We start from the raw sequence: 17,134 nt of genomic DNA on the forward strand, positions 1-17,134 counted from the left end.
CTCAGGTGGCCGCGGTGGTGCCGTCGGCCTCGGGCTGCGCCGCCGTGATCGACTTCACCGATGCCCCGGGCTTGCTCCACTTGTGGCGGATGCGCTGCACCGCGGCCTTGTAGATGGCGTCGAGCGGCTGGGTGCCGTCCACGCTCAGGCCGAGGTCCTGCAGCAGGCCGTCGTGCACGCCGAAGGTCCAGCCGTGGATGCGGACCTTCTGGCCGCGCGCCCATGCATCGACCATGACGGTGCTGACGGCCACGTTGACCACCTGCTCGGCCACGTTGAGCTCGCACAGCGCATCGACGCGGGCTTCCTCGTCGGGCAGGCTCTCGAGCATCACGTGGTGGCGGTCGCGCACGTCCTGGATGTGGCGGATCCAGTTGTCGGCCAGGCCGATGCGCTTGCCGCTGAGCGCGGCCTTGACGCCGGCGCAGCCGTAGTGGCCGACCACCATGATGTGCTCGACCTTCAGGTGCTCGACCGCGAACTGGATCGCCGAGAGCGCGTTCAGGTCGGAGTGCACCACGATGTTGGCCACGTTGCGGTGCACGAACACTTCGCCCGGCTCCAGGCCGGTGATCTGGTTGGCGGGCACGCGGCTGTCGGAGCAGCCGATCCACATGTAGCGCGGCGTCTGCTGCTTCACCAGGCCGGTGAAGAAGCCGGGGCGGTCACGCTCCATCTGGGCGGACCAGGCACGGTTGTGGGCGAAGAGGTCGTTGAGGTTATCGGTGTCGGACATAGTCAGCTATTGTCGATGAGTCGTGTGTTCTCAGGCTTTGGCAGCCTTTTGCGCCCTGGCCAGCGTGGCGCGCCCCTTTTTCTCATGTTCGCGGACTTCCGCGAGGTTGGCTTGCAGCTCGGCCAGCTGCGCCTCGAGCTGGGCCCGGTGGGCGCCCAGCACGCCGAGAAACTTTTCCAGCTGCGGCACCGTGTCGCGCGGGCTGTCGTACATGTCGAGGATGTCCTTGGCCTCCGTCAGGCTCAGGCCGAGGCGCTTGGCGCGCAGCGTGAGCGTGAGCCGGGCGCGGTCGCGCGCGCTGTAGATGCGCTGCAGGCCGGCGCGCTCGGGCGTGAGCAGGCCCATGTCCTCGTAGAAGCGGATGGCCCGCGTCGTGAGGTCGAATTCCTTCGCGAGCTGGCTGATGGTGAAGGTTTGCGCAGGCATGACGACGGTGGAGGCGAAAGGGACGCCGGAAGGAGGGTTACCGGGGCGACAGCAGGTTTCCCCCGCGATCCCTACAATGGAGCCCTCATTCCATGACGTTTACGTAAACGTCAATCTTACATGAACCTCCTCGAACGCGAACTCCACTATCCCCTGGGCGACACGCTGCCCCAGCCCGGCGAAGCCATGGAAGTGGCGCCCGGCGTGCGCTGGATCCGCATGCGGCTGCCCTTCGCGCTCGACCACATCAACCTCTGGCTGCTGCGCGACACCATCGACGGCGTGGCCGGCTGGACGGTGGTCGACTGCTGCATCGCCCACGACGAGGCCCGCGCGCAGTGGGAACAGATCTTCGAGACGCAGCTGCAGGGCCTGCCGATCCTGCGCGTCATCGTCACCCACATGCACCCCGACCACATCGGACTGGCGCACTGGCTGTGCCAGCGCTGGAACGTGCCGCTGTGGATCAGCTCGACCGACTACCACGTGGCGCGCGTGCTCAGCACCGCGGGCGACACCCTGGCAGGCGGCGAACAGGCCGCGCGCTTCTTCGCTTCGCACGGGCTGACCGACCCCGAATCCATCGCCAAGATCCGCGCGCGCACCAACTACTATGCGAACATGGTTCCCTCGGTGCCCGACAGCTTCGTGCGCATGCTCGACGGCGACACCGTCATGATCGACGGCCATGCCTGGCGCTGCATCAGCGGCTACGGCCATGCGCCGGAGCACATCTCGCTGTACTGCGACGAGCTCAAGCTGCTGCTGGGCGGCGACATGATGCTGCCGCGCATCTCCACCAACGTGAGCGTGCACGCAGGCGAGCCCGAAGCCAATTCGCTGCGGCTGTTCCTGGACAGCATCGACCGGTTCAAGGCGCTGCCCGCCGACACGCTGGGCCTGCCCTCGCACGGCAAGCCATTCACCGGCATCCACCGCCGCGTCGACCAGCTGCAGGAGCACCACCGCGACCGACTGGCCGAACTGCTCGAAGCCTGCGTGGCGCGCCCGCTCACCGCGGCCGAAGGCCTTCCGATCCTGTTCAAGCGCGAACTCGACCTGCACCAGATGACCTTCGCCATGGGCGAGACCGTGGCCCACCTGCACCTGCTGTGGTTCTCGGGCCAGGTGAAGCGCGAGCTGGGCAAGGACGGCATCTACCGCTTCGGCCCCCAGTCCACCACGGCTTAGACTCTCCGGATGGACGACACGCTGGCTCAGCTGCGCGCGGGCCGGCTGGCAGGCGCAACAAGAATCGACCTCTCGTGCGGACTCACCGAGTTTCCGCGAGAGGTTTTCGACCTGGCCGATTCGCTCGAGGTGCTGAACCTGTCGGGCAATGCGCTCGACACCCTGCCCGACGACCTGCACCGCCTGCACAGGCTGCGTGTGCTCTTCTGCTCCGACAACCGCTTCTCCGAACTGCCCGAAGCCGTCGGCCGGTGCCGCAGCCTCGACATCGTGGGCTTCAAGGCCAACCGGATCCGCAGCGTGCCGGCCGCCGCGCTGCCGCCTTCGCTGCGCTGGCTGATCCTCACCGACAACCGCATCGAAGAGCTGCCCGATGCGCTCGGCGCCTGCACGCGCATGCAGAAGCTGATGCTGGCGGGCAACCTGCTGCGCGCGCTGCCGCCTTCGATGGCCGGGCTCGAAAGGCTCGAGCTGCTGCGCATCTCGGCCAACCGCTTCGAGACGCTGCCCGAATGGCTGCCGTCGCTGCCGCGCCTTTCGTGGCTCGCCTGCGCCGGCAACCCCTTCGACACGCAAGCCGAAGACGCCGCCATCGCAGCGCAGTCGGTGCCGCATGTCGACTGGCATGAACTGACGCTGGGCCGCAAGCTCGGCGAAGGCGCATCGGGGGTGATCCACCAGGCGACGCTAGGCGCATCGCGACAGGTGGCGGTCAAGCTCTTCAAGGGCGCCGTCACCAGCGACGGCTGGCCGCACAGCGAAATGGCCGCCTGCATCGGCGCGGGCGCGCACCCCACGCTGATCGCCGCGCAAAGCCGCATCGACGGGCATCCGCAAGGCACCGAAGGCCTGGTGATGGGGCTGGTCGACCCGCGCTTCACCACGCTGGCGGGGCCGCCCAGCCTGGCATCGTGCACGCGCGACGTCTATGCGGACGAAGCACGCTGGCCCGCGGCCATCGCCCTGCGCATCGCGCGGGACATCGCCTCGGCCATGCAGCATCTGCATGCGCGCGGCATTCTTCACGGCGACCTGTATGCGCACAACATCCTGCGCAGCCCCGAAGGCGAAGGCCGGCTCGGCGACTTCGGCGCGGCCTGGATGACCGGCTCGCTCGGCGAGGCGCAGGCACGTGCATTCCAGGCGCTCGAAATGCGCGCCTTCGGCTGCCTGCTCGAGGAGCTGCTCGAGCGCTGCACCGATGCCGTGCCGGCCTCGGTGAGCGCCTTCAAGGACCGTTGCCTGCAGCCTGTTCCCGCCGCGCGGCCTTCGTCTGCCGAAGCATTGGCGCTGCTGCAGGAAGCAACCGCGCGATGACGAGACGCCGTCCGCCGCAGCTGCCGCTGCCCACGCGCGACGGCGTGGGGCCCAGCTGCGTCGGGCTGCCGCACGGCCCATGGCCGACCATCGCCGAGTTCCTGATCGAGCGCTTCCCCGCCATCACGCGCGAGGCCTGGCTCGAACGCATCGCGGCCAACGACGTCATCGATGAGCACCACGTGCCGGTGACGGCGCAGCGCCGCTACCAGTCGCCGCTGCGCGTGTACTACTACCGCTCGCTCGACAACGAGGTGCACATCCCTTTCGAGGAACAGGTGGTGTTCCAGGACGACCAGCTGCTGGTGGTCGACAAGCCGCCTTTCGTGCCGGTCACACCCACCGGCAAATACCTGCAGGAAAGCCTGCTGGTGCGGCTCAAGCGCAAGCTGAAGATCGACGACCTGGTGCCGCTGCACCGCATCGACCGCAGCACTTCGGGGCTGGTGCTGTTCTCGGTGCGCCAGGAAACACGCGGCGCCTACCAGGCGATGTTCCCCGAGCGCCGCATCGACAAGCACTACGAGGCGGTGGTGCCCTGGCAAGAGGGCGTCTCGTCGGTGCCGGCCACCTACCGCAGCCGGCTGGTCGACGACGACCATTTCATGCGCGTTCGCGAGGAGCCCGGCGAACCCAACTCCGAGACGCACATCGAGCTGCTGGCCGCGCGCGACGGCCATGCGCTGCTCAAGCTCTCGCCCGTCACCGGCCGCAAGCACCAGCTGCGCGTGCATTGCCTGGCGCTGGGAATGCCGATCGTCAACGACCCGATCTACCCCGTGCTGCTGCCCGAGAACACCGACGACTTCGACAAGCCGCTGCAGCTGCTGGCCAAGTCGGTAGCCTTCACCGATCCGGTCACGGGCGAGCCGCGCCGCTTCAGCAGCCCCCGGAACCTGTCGCTGGCACCAAGGTGACGCGGGCCGGGCGCGGTGCGCACTAAGCTCGTTTCCTGAAAATCTTTCATTCAGGAGACAACCGCACCATGGACACCACCCAACTCTTCTCGCTGAAGGGCCGCACCGCACTCATCACCGGCGGCTCGCGCGGCATCGGCCGCATGATCGCCGAGGGCTTCCTGGCCCAGGGCGCGCGCGTGTACATCTCGGCGCGCAAGGCCGCGGCCTGCGACCAGACGGCGAAGGAGCTGTCGGCCTTCGGCCACTGCGTGTCGCTGCCGGCGGACGTGTCGACGGTGGAGGGCGCGCACAAGCTGGTCGAGGCCTATGCAAAGCACGAAGGCACGCTCGACATCCTGGTGAACAACGCGGGCGCGGCCTGGGGCGCGCCCTACGCGGAGTTTCCGGAAAGCGGATGGGACAAGGTGGTGGACCTGAACCTCAAGACACCGTTCTTCCTGACCCAGGCGCTCACGCCGATGCTCAAGAAGGCCGCCACGGACCACCTGGCGAAGGTGATCAACATCGCCTCGATCGACGGCATTTCCGTCAATCCGCAGGAAACCTACTCGTACGCCGCCAGCAAGGCCGGCCTGATCCAGCTCACGCGGCGCATGGCCCTGCGGCTGGCGCAGGAGCGCATCGTGGTGAGCGCGATCGCGCCCGGCGCCTTCGCTTCGGACATGAACAAGGATGCGCGCGACCACGGCGACGAGGTCAAGGGCCGCATTCCCGCCGGGCGCATCGGCGTGCCGGAAGACATGGCGGGCGCGGCCATCTACCTGGCGTCTCGGGCGGGCGACTACGTGATGGGTTCGACGCTGGTGGTGGACGGCGGCGTCACGCACGCGCGTTGACACTCAACCAAAGGCTTCAGGACCAGCGGGGAACCGCTTCGTCCTTGAGCTGCCGGCGCAGCTGGTCGTAGTCGGGCACCACGCTCTCGACCGTTTCCCAGAAGCGGTGCGAATGGTCCATCACGCGCAGGTGGGCCAGTTCATGCGCGACCACGTAGTCGATCACCGGCATGCGGAAATGAATGAGCCGCCAGTTGAGCCGGATCGACCCGTCGGCGCTCGCGCTGCCCCAGCGCGTGGCCGCGTTCGACAGCGACAGCTTCTGCCAGCGCACGCCCAGCAGCGGCGCGAAATGGTCGAGCCGCTCGATGAAGAGCTTGCGCGCCTGCCGCGTGAGCCAGGCCTGCGCCGCGTCGCGGATCTGCGAAGGCTCGGCGTTCTGCGCTACCGCCAGGCGCAGAACGCGCGGCCCGTCGCCGACCTTTTCGTCGAGCGTGCCGCCGACGCTGGCAAAGCCGTGCTTCGGGTCGAGCCGGATCACCACCGGCTCGCCGAGGAACGGAAACTCCGCGCCGTCGCGCCACTCGATGCGCGTGGCCTCGACGCGCGCGTGGCGCTGCTGCGTCTCGGCCAGCTTGCGCAATATCCAGTCGGACTTCTCGCGGATGGCCGCGTCGACATCGCGCAGCGCCACCCAGCGCGGCGCGCGCACCGACAGGCCCTCGGCGCCGACGAGGAAGCCGATGGTCTTGCGGTTGCCGCGCTTGAATTCATAGGCCACCCGCGCAGAGCCGAGCACCAGTTCGCGCGTGGCCTGCGGATGCGCGAAGCTGGCGAGCGTCAGGGTGTCGGCCAGCGGCACGGCCGGCGGGCCGGGCACCAGGTCGCGCGGCGCAGGCGGCGCGGCGGGCACGATGGCGGGAGGCGCAGCCACGGGGCCGGCAGGCTTCTTCGCGCGGCGCCGCGGCTTGGGCGCCGGCGCACGCGGGGCGAACTCGCTCCCCAGCCCTTCGAACAGGTCGAGCGTGAACTGCAGCAGGCCCCCCATGGCGGGTTCTCTTTCGTTCAGCTCGCCGCTTCTTGCTGCAGCTGCGGCGGGCTGTCGCGATAGGCCTCGGGGTCGAGGCGGCGCATCTCGGCCTCGATCCAGGCCTCGACCTCGCGCATCAGCTCGTCGGGCTTGCGGCCGACGCTGGAGATGGCCGGGCCGATCGACACATCGACCACGCCCGGGCGCTTGATGAAGGCCTTGCGCGGCCACACCTTGGCCGAGGTCACGGCAATGGGAATGACCGGCACGCCGGTCTCGCAGGCCAGCCGCGTGCCGCCGCTCTTGTAGGTGCCCTTCTGGCCGCGCGGAATGCGCGTGCCTTCGGGGAACATGATGATCCAGATGCCTTGCGCCAGCAGCTTGCGGCCCTGGTTCACCACCTTGTTGAAGGCCTGCGCGCGCTGGCTGCGGTCGATGTGGATCATGTCCAGCCGCGCCATCGCCCAGCCGAAGAACGGGATGTAGATCAGCTCTTTCTTGAACACGTAGGCCAGCGGATGCGGCATCAGCGTGGGCATCAGGAAAGTCTCGAGCGTGGACTGGTGCTTGACCAGCAGGATCGCGCCGGCGAGTTTGTCGGTCGGCAGGTTCTCCATGCCCGTCACGCGCGTCTTGATGCCCAGCAGCACGCGCGCGCCGCCGATGGCCCAGCCGAGCCAGCGCTCCGCCATCCAGTAGAGCGGAATGCCGCGCTTCCAGAGCGAGCTGACGCACATGATGATGCCCCAGGGAATCACGGTGACGAGCATCCACAGCGCGTGGAGAACGGAACGGAAAAACGCCATCAGACAGTCACCTGCAACGCGGCCCGCGCTTCGCGCGCGAGCAGAAAATCGACAAAGGCGGCGAGATCGGTGTGGACCACCGTGTTCGCCGGGTATTCGGAAGGCAGCGGATCGACGCCGCGGCAGGCCGCGCCCATGCCCGTGAGCAGGAGGTGCGGCTCGCAGCCGGCGGCCGCGCCGGCCTGGAGATCGCGCAGGCTGTCGCCCGCGGTCGGCACGCCCTTCAGATCGATGCCGTAGCGGTCGCCGATCTGCAGGAACAGGCCCGGCTTCGGCTTGCGGCAGTCGCAGTCCTCGTCGGGGCTGTGCGGGCAATAGAACACCGCGTCGATCCTGCCGCCCACCGCCGCCAGCATCTTGTGCATCTTGGCGTGCATGGCGTTGAGCGAGGCCATGTCGAACAGCCCCCGGCCCAGGCCCGACTGGTTGGACGCGATCACCACGTGCCAGCCCGCATGGTTGAGCCGCGCCACGGCTTCCAGCGCACCTGGCAGCGGCGTCCACTCGATGTCGCTCTTGACGAAGTCTTCGCGGTGCACGTTGATCGTGCCGTTGCGGTCGAGGATGACGAGTTTCATGAATGCACTCCCGCTTCGATGCGACGCCGTTCGATCCAGTCGCCAATTTGCGCCACCGGGTATTTCGCCACATCCAGCAACGCAGCGCGCTCGCGCAGGACCACCGGCGACACCAGCTTGAGCCTGAGCAGCTCGCGCACGAAATCGGCGTCTTTCTCGCGTCCCGCCACACACTTGGACAACGCCAGGTCGTGCAACTCCGGACACACCACCGTCAGTTCACCGACATAGTGAAGGCTGGCGCGCTGCATCCAGTCGCCCGGCATCACCGCCGTTTCCGGGCCCACGCCGTCCGCGTGATAGCCGAAGGTGTCGTCGAAGCTCGACAACGCGCCGATGGCGCCATCGATCAGGTCCGACTTCTCGGGATGCAGCGCCGGATAGAGATCGAGTTCGCGGAAGAGCAGCGCCTGGCTGCCGACTACGACAAACGACTGCTCCTGCGCAATCGCGGCCGCCGCGCGCAGCACATGTTCCGCTTCGCTACGCTGCATGTGCGCCTTGCCGCGCCGCACGCAGGAGTTCGCCGCGTTCGCGCTGCGTCATGAGGACGCCGACGGGAGAAACATTGCGCAGCGCCACTGCATGGTCGTCGGTGCCGCAAGTAGCGGCCTCGATGGCATCGACACCCGCCGCCAGCATGGCCCGCCACTCGTTCCAGTAGGCGTCGGACCGGGTCGCTCCGGCCAGCGCCTGCCATCGTTCGAGCGTTGCCGAAACATCCGCGATCCGCCCCGGATCGGCTCGCAGTCGCGATACCGCCAGGCGGTGCGCCTGGAGCAGGAAATCGTCGATCTGTTGTTGCCGGTTCATGGGGCGAATTATCGAGCGCGGGAACTCAGACGGCCAGCCGCTCGAGCTGCGCCACGCGGTTCATCGCGGTGTGCAGCGACATCAGCAGGCCCAGGCGGTTCAGCCGCAGGTCTGCCTGCTCGGCATTGACCATCACGCCGTCGAAGAAGGCGTCGACCGGCTCGCGCAGCGCGGCCAGCGTCTGCAGCGAGGCGGTGTAGTCGCCGGCTTCGAACTGCGCGTTGGCGGCGGGCACCACCTGCGCCATGGCTGCGTGCAGCGCCTTCTCAGCGGGCTCCTGCAGCAGCAGTTCGCTGACGTGCGCGTCGGCCTCGGGGGCCTTCTTGAGGATGTTGCCGATGCGCTTGTTCGCGGCGGCCAGGGCGGCGGCGGCGGGCAGGGCGGCAAAGGCGCGCACCGCCGCTAGCAGCTTGGGCACTTCGCCCAGGCGCTGCGGGCGCGGTGCCAGCACGGCGTCGACCTCCTGCGCGCTGGCGCCCTGCTCGCGCAGGCTGCCGGCGAGGCGGTCGAGGATGAAGTCCTGCAGCTCGCCCGTGGCGCGGCCGCTGTCGAAGCCGGCAATGCCGCCGAACTGCGCGGCGGCGTCCTGCAGCAGCGCATCGAGGCCCAGCGGCAGGTCTTTTTCGATCAGCATGCGGATCACGCCGAGCGCATGGCGGCGCAGCGCGAACGGGTCGCGGTCGCCGGTGGGCAGGTTGCCGATGCCGAACATGCCGACCAGCGTTTCCAGCTTGTCGGCCAGCGCGACCACCAGGCCCACGCTGTTGCGCGGCAGCTCGTCGCCGGCAAAGCGCGGCTTGTAGTGGTCCTCGATGGCGTCGGCCACCGCGGCGTCGAGGCCGTCGTGCCTGGCGTAGTAGCGGCCCATGGTGCCCTGCAGCTCGGGGAACTCGCCGACCATGTCGGTCACGAGGTCGGCCTTGGCCAGTTGCGCGGCCTGGGTGGCTTGCGCGGCCAGCGCCGGGTCGCCCAGCTTTTCCGCGATGCCGCGCGCGATGCGCATCACGCGCTCCACGCGCTCGCCCTGCGTGCCCAGCTTGTTGTGATAGACCACCTTGCCCAGCGACTCGACGCGCGAGGCCAGCGACTTCTTGCGGTCCTGGTCGAAGAAGAACTTGGCGTCGGCCAGGCGCGGGCGCACCACGCGCTCGTTGCCGCCGATGACCGCGCTCGCGTCGTCCGGGCTGATGTTGCTGACCACCAGGAACTTGTTGGTGAGCCTGCTCGATGCGTCGAGCAGCGGAAAGTACTTCTGGTTGGCCTTCATCGTGAGGATCAGGCACTCCTGCGGCACTTCGAGGAACTCGCGCTCGAAGCTGCAGACCAGCACGTTGGGGCGCTCGACCAGCGCGGTCACTTCGTCGAGCAGCGCGTCGTCGTGGATGGGCACCGAGCCGCCGCCGACCTTCACCGCCGCCGCGGCCAGCTGGCGCGCGATTTCGGCGCGGCGCGCCTCGAAGCTGGCGATGACGGCGCCTTCTTCCTGCAGCTGCAGCGCATAGCTGTCGGCGTTGCGCAGCACGACCGGATCGACCGCCGCCTCGAAGCGGTGGCCGTGGGTGTCGCGGCCGGCCTTCAGGCCCAGGGCCTCGATCGGCACCACGGTGTCGCCGTGCAGCGCCACCAGGCCGTGCGCCGGGCGCACGAAGCTCACGCTGGTCCAGCCCGGCAGCTCGCAGCCGCTTTCGAGCTGGTAGCTCATGACCTTGGGAATCGGCAGCTTGGCGATGGCTTCCGCCAGCGCCTTCTGCAGGCCTTCGGCCAGCGTGGCGCCCTTGGCGGTGCTTTCGTAGAACAGGGCTTCGGCCTTGCCGTCCATCGCGCGCTTCAGGCCGGGCACGGCCGAGGCGTCGGCACCCAGCGCGCCCAGGCGCTTGAGCAGCGCCGGCGTGGCCTGGCCCGAGGCGTCGAGGCCCACGGCCACGGGCATGAGCTTCTGCGACACAGCCTTGTCGGCGGCGCGCTCGGCAACGTGCGTGAGGTGCGCGGCCAGGCGGCGCGGCGAGGCGTACGGCGTGAGCACCGAGCCGGCCTCGGCCAGGCCTTGCGCCACGAGCTGGTCTCGCAGCACGCCCGCAAAGGCGTCGCCGAGCTTCTTCAGCGCCTTGGGCGGCAGTTCTTCGACAAACAGTTCAACCAGCAGGGAATTCTTCATGGGACTCGTCATGGCTCAGGCCGCCTTCTTCGGTGGCATTTGTGCGACCCATTCGCGCGGGGCCATCGGAAAGCCGAGCCGCTCGCGGCTGTCGTAATAGCTCTGCGCGACGCTGCGCGCCAGATTGCGGATGCGGCCGATGTAGGCCGCGCGTTCGGTCACGCTGATCGCGCCGCGCGCGTCGAGCAGGTTGAAGCTGTGCGCGGCCTTGAGCACCTGCTCGTAGGCCGGCAGCGCGAGCTGCTCGGTCATGAGGTGCTTGGCCTGCTTCTCGTGCGCGTTGAAGGCGGTGAAGAGGAACTCGGCGTCGCTGTGCTCGAAGTTGTAGGTCGACTGCTCGACCTCGTTCTGCTTGTAGACATCGCCGTAGCTCAGGCCGTCGGTCCAGGTCAGGTTGTAGACGTTGTCCACGCCCTGCAGGTACATGGCCAGGCGCTCCAGGCCGTAGGTGATTTCGCCGGTGATGGGCTTGCAGTCGATGCCGCCGACCTGCTGGAAATAGGTGAACTGCGTCACTTCCATGCCGTTGAGCCAGACTTCCCAGCCCAGGCCCCAGGCGCCGAGCGTGGGGTTCTCCCAGTCGTCCTCGACGAAGCGGATGTCGTTCTTCTTCAGGTCGAAGCCCAGGGCTTCGAGGCTGCCGAGGTAGAGCTCGAGGATGTTGGAAGGCGCGGGCTTCAGCACGACCTGGTACTGGTAGTAGTGCTGCAGGCGGTTCGGGTTCTCGCCGTAGCGGCCGTCCTTGGGGCGGCGGCTGGGCTGCACGTAGGCGGCTTTCCAGGGTTCAGGGCCGAGGGCGCGCAGGAAGGTGGCGGTGTGCGAGGTGCCCGCGCCCACTTCCATGTCGTACGGTTGCAGCAGCGCACAGCCCTTGTCGGCCCAGTACGACTGCAGTTTGAGAATGATTTGCTGGAAGGTCAACATGAAGCTGGCCGGCGGGGCCGGACATTGGACGGTAGCGCGGCGAAGCACCGCGAAAGCGGGCGATTTTACGTTCGGAGGGCAACTCTCCCACAGCGGCTCGGGAAGTCGCCTGCTCGCGCAGTGGCGCGGCGGGTGAGACAACACCCCACTCCGTACAAATCCGCCCGCCTCCGCCACGCGCCGCCCCACCTTCCAGAAACATGCCAGCGCCAGACACCGGACCCGACTCCCCCCTGTTCATCGTGCTCAATGCCGGCTCCGGCAGCGAGGACGCGGCCGAGGCCCGCCGGGTCATCGAGGAAGGCTGCGCGGCCGCCGGGCGCAAGCACCGCATCTTCCTGATCGACGGGCCCCGCCGGGTCCAGGCGCTCGCGCGCGAAGCCGTCGAGCGTGCCCGCGCCGTGGGCGGCGTGGTGGTGGCCGCGGGCGGCGACGGCACCATCAACGCGGTGGCGCAGGCCACGCTGGGCAGCGGCTGTGCCTTCGGCGTGCTGCCGCAGGGCACCTTCAACTACTTCAGCCGCACCCACGGAATTCCGCGCGACACGGCGCAGGCACTGCACATCCTGCTGACCGAGCAGCCCCGGCCGGTGCAGGTCGGGCTGGTGAACGACCGGGTGTTCCTGGTCAACGCCAGCATGGGCCTGTACGCCGAATTGCTGGAAGAGCGCGAGACCTACAAGGCGCGCTACGGCCGCAGCCGCTGGATCGCCCTGGGCGCCGGCCTGCTGTCGGTGCTGCGCGGCCACCGGCACTGGAACCTGCGCATGGCCTGGCGCGGCAACGAGCGCGACATCCGCACGCCCACGCTGTTCGTGGGCAACAACCCGCTGCAGTTGCACCAGGTCGGCATTGCCGAGGCCGACGTGCCCGAGCAGGGCCAGCTGGCGGCCATCGTGCTCAAGCCCGTGGGGCCGCTGTCGATGCCCGGCCTGCTGGTGCGCGGCGCGCTCGGCCGGCTCGGCGACGCCGACGAGGTGCTGAGCTTTCCATTCGAGTCGCTCACGGTGAAGGCCCCCCGCTCGCCGGGCAAGGCGGGGGCACGCCGCGTGAAGGTGGCGACCGACGGCGAGATCGGCTGGGCCGACATGCCGCTGCTGTTTCGCGTGTCGCCCGAGCGGCTGTGGCTGGTGCGTCCGGCGCAGACGGCGCCGGAACTCGAAGCGGCGCGCGAATGAGCGTCCAATGAGCCCCCGATGAGTTGCCTGCTGCAGATCTCCGACCCCCACTTCGGCACCGAGCAGCCTGACGTGCTTCAGGCGCTGGAGCGGCTTTCGGCCGCGCTGTCGCCGGGGGTGGTGGTGTTCTCCGGCGACATCACGCAGCGCGCCACCGTGGCGCAGTTCGCGGCGGCGCGCGCCTTCGCCGACAGGCTTGGCGCGCCGGTGCTCGCGGTTCCGGGCAACCACGACATTCCGCTGTACCAGCTGGCCGCGCGCGTCCTGTCGCCCTACGCGCGCTACAGCCAGGCCTTCGGCGACGACCTGGAGCCCGAGTTCGAGTCGCCCGAGTGGCTGGTGGTCTCGGTCAACACCACGCGCTGGTACCGGCACGAAGACGGCGCGGTCTCGCCCGCGCAGGTCGAGCGCGTGGCGCAGCGGCTGGCCTTGGCCGCGCCTTCGCAGGTGCGCGTGGTGGTGACGCACCAGCCGGTGATGGTCACGCGCACGCAGGACCTGGGCAACCGCCTGCATGGGCGCGAGCGGGCGGTGGCGCGCTGGACCGCGGCGGGGGCCGACCTCATCCTGGGCGGGCACATCCACCTGCCGTTCGTTCGTTCGCTGCACGACGCGTTCTCGGGCTGCGCGCGCACGGCATGGGCGGTGCAGGCCGGCACGGCCGTGTCGTCGCGCGTGCGCGCCGGGCATCCGAACTCGGTGAACGTGGTGCGCGCGGACATCGCCGATGGCCGTCGCGCGTGCCGGGTGGAACGCTGGGACTACGTGGCGCGCGACAAAGCCTTCGGCTGCGCTGAAGTATTCGGGCTTTCTCTTGCCAGTGAAGCGGTGCGGCCTTAGGGTGCGCCGCATGTCGACGGAAGCCTCTCTTGCACCCCTCTCCCCTCTTTCCCCCCTTGTCGTCGCCGCCCAGCAGCTCGGCGCGCACGCGCTGCCCTGGTTCCTGTGCCTTCTAGCGCTGTCGGTGCTCGGTGCCGGCGCGGCCTGCCACGTGCTGCAGAAGCGCCACTTCAAGGCGCAGGACACCGAAGAGCCCAGCGAGCCGCGCATCGCGCTCGGCCTCGCCTCGGGCTTCGTGCTGATCCTGCTGGCGTCGAGCCTGTTCGCATGGATCGCCTCGAACATCTCCGACGGCCGCGTGCTCGGCCAGGCTGACCACGCGCTGACCGATGCCATCGCCACCCATTTGCCGTGGGCGGCGCTGGTGACGTTCAGCTGGATCACGCACCTGGGCGACGCGGCCTTCCTCGGCCCGGTGTGCCTGCTGGTGGCGGCCGTTCTGTGGTGGCATGCGCACCGCGGCCTGGCACTGGGCTGGATGCTGGCGCTGGGGGGCATCGTGGTGCTGAACCCGGCGCTCAAGCACATCTTCGAGCGGGCCCGTCCATTGCACGAACACGGCCTGGCGCTGGAGACGAGCTACAGCTTTCCCAGCGGCCACAGCGCCGGCGCGATCGTGAGCTACGGAATGCTGCTGTACCTGGTGTTGCGCACGCTGCCTGCGCGCTGGCACGTGCCGGGTGCAATGGCCGCCGCCGGGGCCATCGTCACCATCGCCTGCAGCCGCATCTTCCTGCAGGTGCATTTCGCAAGCGATGTGGCGGCCGGCCTGCTGACCGGCTTCGCCTGGCTGCTCGTGTGCGTGGGCAGCCTGGAGTACGCGCGGCACCGCAAGAGCCGCACCGCGCGCTGAGCCCCGCGGGCTCAGTACTCCCAGAAGATCCGCTGCAGTTCCTTGGTGTCGCTGGTCTTGGTCAGGGCGACCATGGCCAGGATGCGCGCCTTCTGCGGGCGCAGGTCGTGCGCCACCACCCAGTCGTACTTGTCGTCGGGCTGCTCGGCGTTGCGGATGACGAAGCCGTCGGGCACGCGCGAGCTGCGGATCACGATCACGCCGTCGGCGCGCGCCTTCTGCAGGTTGGGCACGATGCGGTCGGCCACCGAGCCGTTGCCGGTGCCGCCGTGGATCAGCGCCTTGACGCCGCTCTTGGCGATGGCGTCGATGGCGATGGACGACACGCCCTCGTAGCCCATCGCGATTTCCACCGGCGGCAGCGCGCTGATGTTGTCGATGTTGAACTCCGAGTTCATGGTGTGGCGCTTGACCGGTGCGCGGAACCAGTAGTTGCGGCCCTCGACCACCATGCCCAGCGGACCCCACTGGCTGGAGAAGGCGCTGGTCTTGATGTTGACGTTCTTGCTCACGTCGCGGCCGCTGTCGATGTTGTCGTTCATCGTCACCAGCACGCCCTTGCCCATGGCGTCCTTGCTGCCCGCCACGCTCACGGCGTCGTACAGGTTGAGCGCGCCGTCGGCCGACAGCGCGGTGCCCGGGCGCATCGAGCCGACCACCACGATCGGCTTGCTGGTGTGCACGGTGAGCGTCAGGAAGTAGGCGGTTTCCTCGAGCGTGTCGGTGCCGTGCGTGATGACGATGCCGTCCACGTCGCTCTGCTTCGACAGCGCCGACACGCGCTTGGCCAGCGTCAGCAGGTTGTCGTTGGTGAGGCTTTCCGATGCGACCTGGAACACCTGTTCACCGCGCACGTTGGCCACCTTGGAGAGCTCCGGCAGGCCTGCGATGAGTTTTTCGACACCGACCTTGGCGGCCGCGTAGGTGGCGCTGTTGACGGCCGATGCGCCCGCGCCCGCGATGGTGCCGCCGGTCGCCAGGATCACCACATTGGGGAGCGCCTGCTGTGCCTGCGCGAGCGCACTGGCGGCCAGCAATGCCGCGCCGGCCGCGAAGGCCCTGAAACGGGGGGAAAGATACATGGAGAGCTCCTTGGTTGAAATGAATTATTCGAGGCGGCGAGGAAGATACATGAACCATGCCGGCATGCCTTGCGCGCTCATGCCGGCATGGCATGCGTCCATGCGCGAAGGATTACCATCGACCGCGCGCACTGCTGCCACCCTTGCCATGAACGCCGAATCCGCCGCCCTTCCCGCCCCGACCGCCGTGACTCCCGCCCAGGAAATGCCCGCGCCCGACGGCCCGCTGTCGCGCGCGCGCCCGGGCCGCGAACGCATCATGGCGGCCATCCGCACGGCGGCGGTGGCGGAGTTCAGCCTGCACGGGCTCAAGGGCACATCGACCCAGGCGATCGCGGCGCGCGCGGGCCTGACCAAGCCCCAACTGCACTACTACATCGCGGGCAAGGAAGAGCTCTACGAAGAGCTGCTGATGCAGGTGCTGCATGCGTGGAAGGTGGTGTTCTCCTTCGAGGACGCGAGCGACCCGGCCACGGTGCTGGGCGACTACATCCGCAAGAAGCTCGACCACGCCATCGACAGCCCCGAGATGTCGCGCATCTTCACGCGCGAGATCCTCGACGGCGGGCGCAACCTCGACCGCTACTGGCCCAACGCGCGGGCGTGGACGCAAAAGAAGGTCGACGTCATCAACGGCTGGATCGCGCGCGGGCAGATGCGCCCGCTCGATGCGCGCATCCTGCTGATGCACATCTGGGCCATGACCCAGAGCTACGCCGACTACGCGATCCAGACGCGCGTGATGCTCGGCCTGCCGCCCGACGCACCGATCGACCGCGAACCGATCGCGCGCGAACTGGTGGCGTTCGTGCTGGGCGGCTGCGGCATCAAGGCGTAGCCTTTCTTCTTACCTCTCCCGAACGGGCCCACGCGCCCGATGCACTCAGTGAAAAGTGCTCCTTGGCAACTCGATGGGCACCTGACTCGCATCAGGAGAGGTTGGGCGCGGCATGGGCGCCCGATCTCCGGATATCGGCAGCAAAGACGAAATGCAGGAGCAGCAGGCTTGCCGAGGAAGACCGACGCCTTGCTTGTTGCCTAGTAAGTCACTGTCACCCGCGTCGCGTTGCTGCCGTCGCCGGCTGCAGCGGTCGCCGCCATCGCACCGACCGCGCCGCGCCAGACGGGGTCGAGGCTGTCGCGGCCATCGGCATCGGTGCCGGCCACCACGAACGTCGTTTCTCCGATCTTGTCGAAGCGGTACTCGCGCCCCTTGATGAGCACCGACCTCATGTTGGTCCAGACGCGGTACGCATGCCCGCCCTTCACGGGCGTGACCTCGAGCACCTTGAAGGTCGGAAGAACGACCATTGTCAGGTTGAACCGGCCCGTGCTGCTGTTCATGTCGCGCATCGGCTCCGCCGAACTGAACTGCAGCGGCAGCAAGAGCAGCAGCATGCCGACGGCGGCCAGCGGCGGTGCGGCTCGCAGCGCAGTTGCCCTTGCAGAGCGCCTGTTTCTGGACATTGAAACTCCTATCCTCGCAACCAGGGTGGAAGGCATCGCATC

The 17,134-nt window shown here is 68.5% G+C and carries 19 protein-coding genes; 8 read left to right on the plus strand and 11 right to left on the minus strand.

Annotated elements, in window-relative coordinates; all coding sequences use genetic code 11:
* Window position 1: 1 nt before the first annotated feature.
* Window positions 2–736 (minus strand): carbonate dehydratase, encoded by a 735-nt coding sequence (can, locus tag WIX39_RS00915; protein ID WP_106936703.1) that lies wholly within the window; start codon window positions 734–736, stop codon window positions 2–4.
* A 30-nt stretch (window positions 737–766) separates the two neighbouring features.
* Window positions 767–1,162 (minus strand): MerR family transcriptional regulator, encoded by a 396-nt coding sequence (locus WIX39_RS00920; protein ID WP_081269634.1) that lies wholly within the window; start codon window positions 1,160–1,162, stop codon window positions 767–769.
* 120 nt (window positions 1,163–1,282) lie between these two features.
* On the opposite strand from WIX39_RS00920, the gene WIX39_RS00925 reads away from it, so the two are divergent.
* From WIX39_RS00925 to WIX39_RS00940, 4 genes are all read left to right on the plus strand, one after another.
* Window positions 1,283–2,353 carry an MBL fold metallo-hydrolase gene (locus WIX39_RS00925; protein ID WP_409194347.1) on the plus strand — a complete coding sequence of 357 codons (1,071 nt, stop codon included), beginning with the start codon at window positions 1,283–1,285 and terminating at the stop codon, window positions 2,351–2,353.
* A gap of 9 nt (window positions 2,354–2,362) precedes the next feature.
* A complete protein-coding gene (locus tag WIX39_RS00930) occupies window positions 2,363–3,670 on the plus strand; it encodes a leucine-rich repeat-containing protein kinase family protein (protein WP_409194348.1) in 1,308 nt (435 codons plus the stop codon).
* The gene (locus WIX39_RS00935; protein ID WP_106936701.1) at window positions 3,667–4,587 is read left to right on the plus strand and encodes a pseudouridine synthase; all 921 of its coding nucleotides are present in this window, start codon (window positions 3,667–3,669) and stop codon (window positions 4,585–4,587) included. Before WIX39_RS00930 ends, WIX39_RS00935 begins: the two co-directional genes overlap by 4 nt.
* A 68-nt stretch (window positions 4,588–4,655) precedes the next feature.
* Complete coding sequence (locus tag WIX39_RS00940; RefSeq protein WP_409194349.1) at window positions 4,656–5,426, plus strand: SDR family oxidoreductase; 771 nt, start codon at window positions 4,656–4,658, stop codon at window positions 5,424–5,426.
* Between the two features lie 16 nt (window positions 5,427–5,442).
* On the opposite strand, the gene WIX39_RS00945 is transcribed toward WIX39_RS00940, so the two are convergent.
* The 7 genes from WIX39_RS00945 to glyQ are packed head-to-tail and all read right to left on the minus strand — an operon-like array spanning window position 5,443 to window position 11,672.
* Window positions 5,443–6,414, minus strand: coding sequence for a M48 family metallopeptidase (locus WIX39_RS00945; RefSeq protein ID WP_409194350.1), 972 nt, complete (start codon window positions 6,412–6,414; stop codon window positions 5,443–5,445).
* 17 nt (window positions 6,415–6,431) lie between these two features.
* Window positions 6,432–7,202, minus strand: a complete 771-nt coding sequence (locus WIX39_RS00950) for a lysophospholipid acyltransferase family protein (RefSeq protein WP_409194351.1) — start codon at window positions 7,200–7,202, stop codon at window positions 6,432–6,434.
* On the minus strand, window positions 7,202–7,780 hold the full coding sequence (gene gmhB, locus WIX39_RS00955; RefSeq protein ID WP_081270146.1) for a D-glycero-beta-D-manno-heptose 1,7-bisphosphate 7-phosphatase: 579 nt from the start codon (window positions 7,778–7,780) through the stop codon (window positions 7,202–7,204). Before gmhB ends, WIX39_RS00950 begins: the two co-directional genes overlap by 1 nt.
* Entirely contained in the window at window positions 7,777–8,274 is a 498-nt protein-coding gene (locus WIX39_RS00960; RefSeq protein ID WP_159053685.1) for a DUF6036 family nucleotidyltransferase, read from the minus strand. The genes gmhB and WIX39_RS00960 overlap by 4 nt, the downstream gene beginning before the upstream one ends.
* Window positions 8,264–8,593, minus strand: a complete 330-nt coding sequence (locus tag WIX39_RS00965) for a hypothetical protein (protein ID WP_081270148.1) — start codon at window positions 8,591–8,593, stop codon at window positions 8,264–8,266. Before WIX39_RS00965 ends, WIX39_RS00960 begins: the two co-directional genes overlap by 11 nt.
* 25 nt (window positions 8,594–8,618) lie before the next feature.
* Entirely contained in the window at window positions 8,619–10,760 is a 2,142-nt protein-coding gene (glyS, locus tag WIX39_RS00970) for a glycine--tRNA ligase subunit beta (protein WP_106936697.1), read from the minus strand.
* A gap of 3 nt (window positions 10,761–10,763) precedes the next feature.
* Complete coding sequence (gene glyQ / locus WIX39_RS00975; RefSeq protein WP_056577308.1) at window positions 10,764–11,672, minus strand: glycine--tRNA ligase subunit alpha; 909 nt, start codon at window positions 11,670–11,672, stop codon at window positions 10,764–10,766.
* Window positions 11,673–11,872: 200 nt separating this feature from the next.
* Between glyQ and WIX39_RS00980 the strand changes: the two genes are divergently transcribed.
* Genes WIX39_RS00980 through WIX39_RS00990 form a run of 3 tightly spaced genes read left to right on the plus strand, consistent with a single transcriptional unit; the run spans window position 11,873 to window position 14,543 of the window.
* Window positions 11,873–12,850 carry a diacylglycerol/lipid kinase family protein gene (locus WIX39_RS00980; protein WP_106936696.1) on the plus strand — a complete coding sequence of 326 codons (978 nt, stop codon included), beginning with the start codon at window positions 11,873–11,875 and terminating at the stop codon, window positions 12,848–12,850.
* 18 nt (window positions 12,851–12,868) lie between these two features.
* Window positions 12,869–13,690, plus strand: coding sequence for a metallophosphoesterase family protein (locus tag WIX39_RS00985; RefSeq protein ID WP_081270151.1), 822 nt, complete (start codon window positions 12,869–12,871; stop codon window positions 13,688–13,690).
* Between the two features lie 10 nt (window positions 13,691–13,700).
* Window positions 13,701–14,543, plus strand: coding sequence for a phosphatase PAP2 family protein (locus tag WIX39_RS00990; RefSeq protein ID WP_081270167.1), 843 nt, complete (start codon window positions 13,701–13,703; stop codon window positions 14,541–14,543).
* A gap of 11 nt (window positions 14,544–14,554) precedes the next feature.
* Here WIX39_RS00990 and WIX39_RS00995 read toward each other — a convergent pair whose 3' ends face one another.
* A complete protein-coding gene (locus WIX39_RS00995) occupies window positions 14,555–15,625 on the minus strand; it encodes an asparaginase (RefSeq protein WP_081270152.1) in 1,071 nt (356 codons plus the stop codon).
* Between the two features lie 148 nt (window positions 15,626–15,773).
* Here WIX39_RS00995 and WIX39_RS01000 point away from each other — a divergent pair, with 148 nt between their 5' ends.
* On the plus strand, window positions 15,774–16,463 hold the full coding sequence (locus WIX39_RS01000; protein WP_172839924.1) for a TetR/AcrR family transcriptional regulator: 690 nt from the start codon (window positions 15,774–15,776) through the stop codon (window positions 16,461–16,463).
* Window positions 16,464–16,663: 200 nt separating this feature from the next.
* Here the strand turns inward: WIX39_RS01000 and WIX39_RS01005 are convergent, their stop codons facing one another.
* Window positions 16,664–17,092, minus strand: coding sequence for a hypothetical protein (locus WIX39_RS01005; RefSeq protein ID WP_106936694.1), 429 nt, complete (start codon window positions 17,090–17,092; stop codon window positions 16,664–16,666).
* Window positions 17,093–17,134 lie beyond the last annotated feature (42 nt).

Source organism: Variovorax sp. AB1(2024) (genome assembly GCF_037482385.2).
Lineage (GTDB): Bacteria > Pseudomonadota > Gammaproteobacteria > Burkholderiales > Burkholderiaceae_C > Variovorax.